The sequence below is a fragment of the Piscinibacter sp. genome (assembly GCF_050175855.1).
Taxonomy (GTDB): domain Bacteria; phylum Pseudomonadota; class Gammaproteobacteria; order Burkholderiales; family Burkholderiaceae_C; genus Piscinibacter.
This window is the reverse complement of the sequence record NZ_JBFXIO010000152.1, coordinates 6,931-10,967: the sequence shown is the minus strand read 5'-3', so window position 1 is coordinate 10,967 and position 4,037 is coordinate 6,931. Positions and strand designations below refer to the sequence as shown.

The 4,037-nt window shown below is 69.0% G+C and carries 4 protein-coding genes; all 4 read right to left on the bottom strand.

Features of this window, described 5'->3' with window-relative positions; translation table 11 throughout:
• The coding region (locus AB7U92_RS13090) for an ATP cone domain-containing protein (RefSeq protein ID WP_428577342.1) at positions 1-1,245 on the bottom strand (1,245 nt) is incomplete at its 3' end.
• A 371-nt stretch (positions 1,246-1,616) separates the two neighbouring features.
• Entirely contained in the window at positions 1,617-2,222 is a 606-nt protein-coding gene (gene ampD / locus AB7U92_RS13085) for a 1,6-anhydro-N-acetylmuramyl-L-alanine amidase AmpD (RefSeq protein ID WP_428577339.1), read from the bottom strand.
• A 13-nt stretch (positions 2,223-2,235) separates the two neighbouring features.
• Entirely contained in the window at positions 2,236-3,780 is a 1,545-nt protein-coding gene (locus AB7U92_RS13080; RefSeq protein ID WP_428577336.1) for a sigma-54-dependent transcriptional regulator, read from the bottom strand.
• On the bottom strand, positions 3,777-4,037 hold a 261-nt coding region (locus AB7U92_RS13075; protein ID WP_428577333.1), incomplete at its 5' end, for an ATP-binding protein. The genes AB7U92_RS13080 and AB7U92_RS13075, both read right to left, overlap by 4 nt.

Below are 4,037 nucleotides of genomic sequence, written 5' to 3'. Positions count from 1 at the left end.
CACGGCGGTATCGTTGACCACCTTCAGGAACGGCACCACGCCCTGGCTCTTGCCGTTGGTGCCCTTGATGTGGCTGCCCAGCGCACGCACGTTGGTCCAGTCGTTGCCGAGGCCGCCGGCGAACTTGGACAGCAGCGCGTTTTCCTTCAGCGCCTCATAGATGCCATCGAGGTCGTCGGACACCGTGGTCAGGTAGCAGCTCGACAGCTGCGAGCGGCGCGTGCCCGAATTGAACAGGGTCGGCGTCGAGCTCATGAAGTCGAAGGTCGACAGCACCTCGTAGAACTCGATGGCGCGCGCCTCGCGGTCGATCTCGTTGAGCGCGAGGCCCATCGCCACGCGCATGAAGAAGGCCTGTGGAAGTTCGATGCGGACTTCGTCGACATGCAGGAAGTAGCGGTCGAACAGCGTCTGCAGCCCGAGGTAGTCGAACTGCAGGTCACGGTCGGCCTTCAGTGCCGCGCCCAGCTTGGCGAGGTCGAACTGCAGCAGCTTCTCGTCGAGCAGCTCGGCCTGCACGCCCTTCTTGATGAAGCCCGGGAAGTACTCGGCGTAGCGGGTGTGCATCTCCGCATGCGTCACCTCCTCGCCGAGGATCTCGCGGCGGATCGTGTGCAGCAGCAGGCGGGCCGTCGCCCGCGTGTAGCCCGGGTCCTTCTCGATCAGCGTGCGCGCCGCCAGGATGGCCGCCTTGTGCACCTCGTCGATCGGCACGCCGTCGTAGAGATTGCGGCGCGTCTCGGCCAGCACCGGCTCGGCCTTCACGTCCGCGCCGAGGCCGGCGCAGGCGGACTCGATGAGCGCCTGCAGCTTGCCGAAGTCCAGCGGCACGCGCTGGCCGTTGTCGGTCACGTGCAGCGCCGATTCAGCGGGCGCCGCCTTGGGCACCTGCCGGGCGCGTTCCTGCGCACGGCGCTCGCGGTACAGCACATAGGCGCGCGCCACCTCGTGGTGGCCACCGCGCATCAGGCCGAGCTCGACCTGGTCCTGCACGTCCTCGATGTGGAAGGTGCCGCCGCCCGGGCGCGAGCGCAGCAGTGCGCGCACCACCGCCTCGGTCAGCCCATCGACCGTCTCGCGGACGCTGGCCGAGGCCGCTCCCTGCGTTCCATGCACCGCCAGGAAGGCCTTCATCAGCGCCACGGCGATCTTGTTCGGCTCGAACACCACCACCGCGCCGTTGCGACGGATGATCTGGTAGCCCTGGTAAGCCGACACGGCAGGCGACGTCGACGGGGCGCGCATGCCGGCAGCAGGCGTGGAGGTCGGGACATGGATGGCTTGCATGGCTTCCCCTGTGTTGGTCGGTGGCAGTGTTTCGATGGTCATGGGCGAGAGCGAAGAGAAATTCGGCCGCCTTTCAGGGGCGGCCGTCTGACGAGGTCGGGTTCGGTTCGGTCAGGTGCGACACCAGGGATGCGACGGCATCGGATCGAGCGGTCGCGCGGCGCGGCACGGTGTTCTGGGCAGAAGCGAAGGATAGCACGGCGGCACACTATATCTGGGGTCCCCGGGGGGTTCAAGCACTACCCCTAGCGTGCCGGCCAATCGCCCTCGAATCTCGCGGAAGGCGCGAAAGGCGCGCCGTTGCTGGCTTCGCGCGGTGCTGCACCGCATCACTTCACGGCGCGCCGGTTGCGTCGTGTTGCACTGTCGGGAAAGTCCCAATCGGCGAGCCCCGCGATCGCCAGCCCCGACTGGAAGCGACGCCACTCGAAGCCGCTGCCAGGGTCCTGCTTGCGCCCTGGCGCGATGTGCTCGTGTCCGGCCACGGCATCGATCGGATAGCGCCTGGCCAGCGCCAGAGACAGCGCCACGAGGGCGTCGTACTGCGCCGCCTCGAACGCCTCGCCCTCCAGGCCTTCGAGTTCGACGCCGATCGAAAAGTCGTTGCAGTTCTCGCGCCCGCGATGCGACGACGCTCCGGCGTGCCAGGCCCGCTGGTCGCAGGAGACGAACTGGACGAGTTCGCCGTCGCGCCGCACGACGAAGTGCGCCGACACGCGCAGCCCGCGGATCGACTCGAAGTACGGATCGACACTCGCATCGAGCCGGTTCCGAAAGAAGTCCTCGATCCACGGCCCGCCGTAGCGCCCGGGCGGCAGGCTGATCGAGTGCACCACCAGCAGCGACACCGCGACACCCTGCGGGCGCGGCCCGAAGTTCGGCGATCGGCTGCGGCGCGCCGCCGACCACCAGCCGGCATACCAGCGCGGCTTCACGGCGCTGGTGCGCTCAGTCGCGGTCGGCGGCGAGACCGTCGCCGCCGACGTTCACGCCGAGCCGGGCCATGCGGTAGCGCATCTGCCGCAAGGACAGGCCGAGGCTGGCGCCGGCCGCGGTTCGGTTGAAGCGATGTCGTTCCAGTGCGCGCACCAGGATGTCGCGCTCGACGTTGTCGAGATAGGCAGCCAGGTCGGCCGGCAACGGCTCCTCCGCCGGCAGACTCGCCGCGGGCGGCGGAAAGCGCGCTGGCGGCTCGTCGCGACGCATCGCCTCGAACGGGTCGCTGTCGGCGACGATCGCGTCACCCAGTTCCGACTCGGGCAGGCCCAGGTCGGCCACGTCGATCGTCTCGCCGCCCGACAGCGCCACCGCACGGTGCAGAAGGTTCTCCAGCTCGCGCACGTTGCCGGGGAACGGGTAACGCGCCAGCTGCTGAAGGGCCTCGCGCGTCAGCCGCGGCGGCGGCGACACGCCGGCATCCTGGGCGATGCGCTCGAGCACGCGCTCGGCGATGTCGGAGAGATCCTCCAGGCGTTCGCGCAGCGGCGGCACGCGGATCTGGATGACGTTGAGCCGGTAGTAAAGGTCCTGACGGAAGCGGCCCGCCTGCACCTCGGCACCCAGATCCTTGTGCGTCGCACTGAGCAGCCGCACGTTGACCGGCTGCTCGCTGACCGCGCCCACCGGCCGCACCGAGCGCTCCTGGATCGAGCGCAGGAGCTTGCTCTGCATCGACAGCGGCAGGTCGCCGATCTCGTCGAGAAAGAGCGTACCGCCGTTGGCGGCCTGGAAGAATCCCTCGCGGTCTTCCGCCGCACCGGTGAAGGCGCCCTTGCGATAGCCGAAGAACTCGGCTTCCAGCAACTGTTCCGGGATGGCGCCGCAATTGACGGCGATGAAGGGCTGTGAGGCGCGCACGCTGATCTCGTGGATCGAGCGTGCCACCAGTTCCTTGCCGGTGCCCGATTCGCCGTTGACCAGCACGGGCGCCATGCTGCGCGCCACCTTTTCGACGAGCGCGCGCACCTGCTGCATGGCCGCGGAGTGGCCGGCCATGCGTCGCAGCGCCGGGCTGACCGGGGCTGCCGGCGCCGCCACCGGCCGCTCCGCGCGCGCCTGCGGCGGCGCACCGGTCTCGGAAGGCAGCGTCGACGGATCCATGGTCGGCACCGCCGGCCCGCCACGGCCGAGCGCCGAGGCCACCACAGCGCGGAACTGCTTGAGGTCCACCGGCTTGGTGAGGTAGTCGTAGGCGCCCGCCTTCAGCGCTTCCACCGCGTTCTCCGCCGAGCCGTAGGCCGTGATGACGATGGTCTTCTCGCGCCGGCCCGCCTCTTCCAGGCGCCGCAGCAGGTCCAGGCCGCTGCCGTCGGGCAGGCGCATGTCGGTGATCACCGCGCTGTAGGTTCGATCCTTCAGGTGCGACCAGGCTTCCTCGACGGTGCCGGCTGTCTCGATGTCATAGCCTTCGCGCAGCAGCGTGAGTTCGTACAGCGTGCGCAGGTCGGGCTCGTCGTCGACGACCAGCAGGCTGAAGTGCGAAGGGGAGGTCATGAAGTCAGGTGCAGTCGCGCTTCGGTGTCGGCCAGCGGCATGCGACGCATCACCACGTAGAACTCGTTCGGGTGCGGATCGCCGGCCGCGCGGGCTCGATAGTCGATGCTGGCGCCATAGCGCTCGCACAGCTCCCGGCAAATATACAGGCCCAGTCCGGTGCCGCGGCTGCGCGTCGAGAAGAACGGTTCGAACAGGTAACGTTCGACCTCGGGCGCAATGGGCTCCCCGTCGCTGGCCACGCTGAGGAAAGCGCG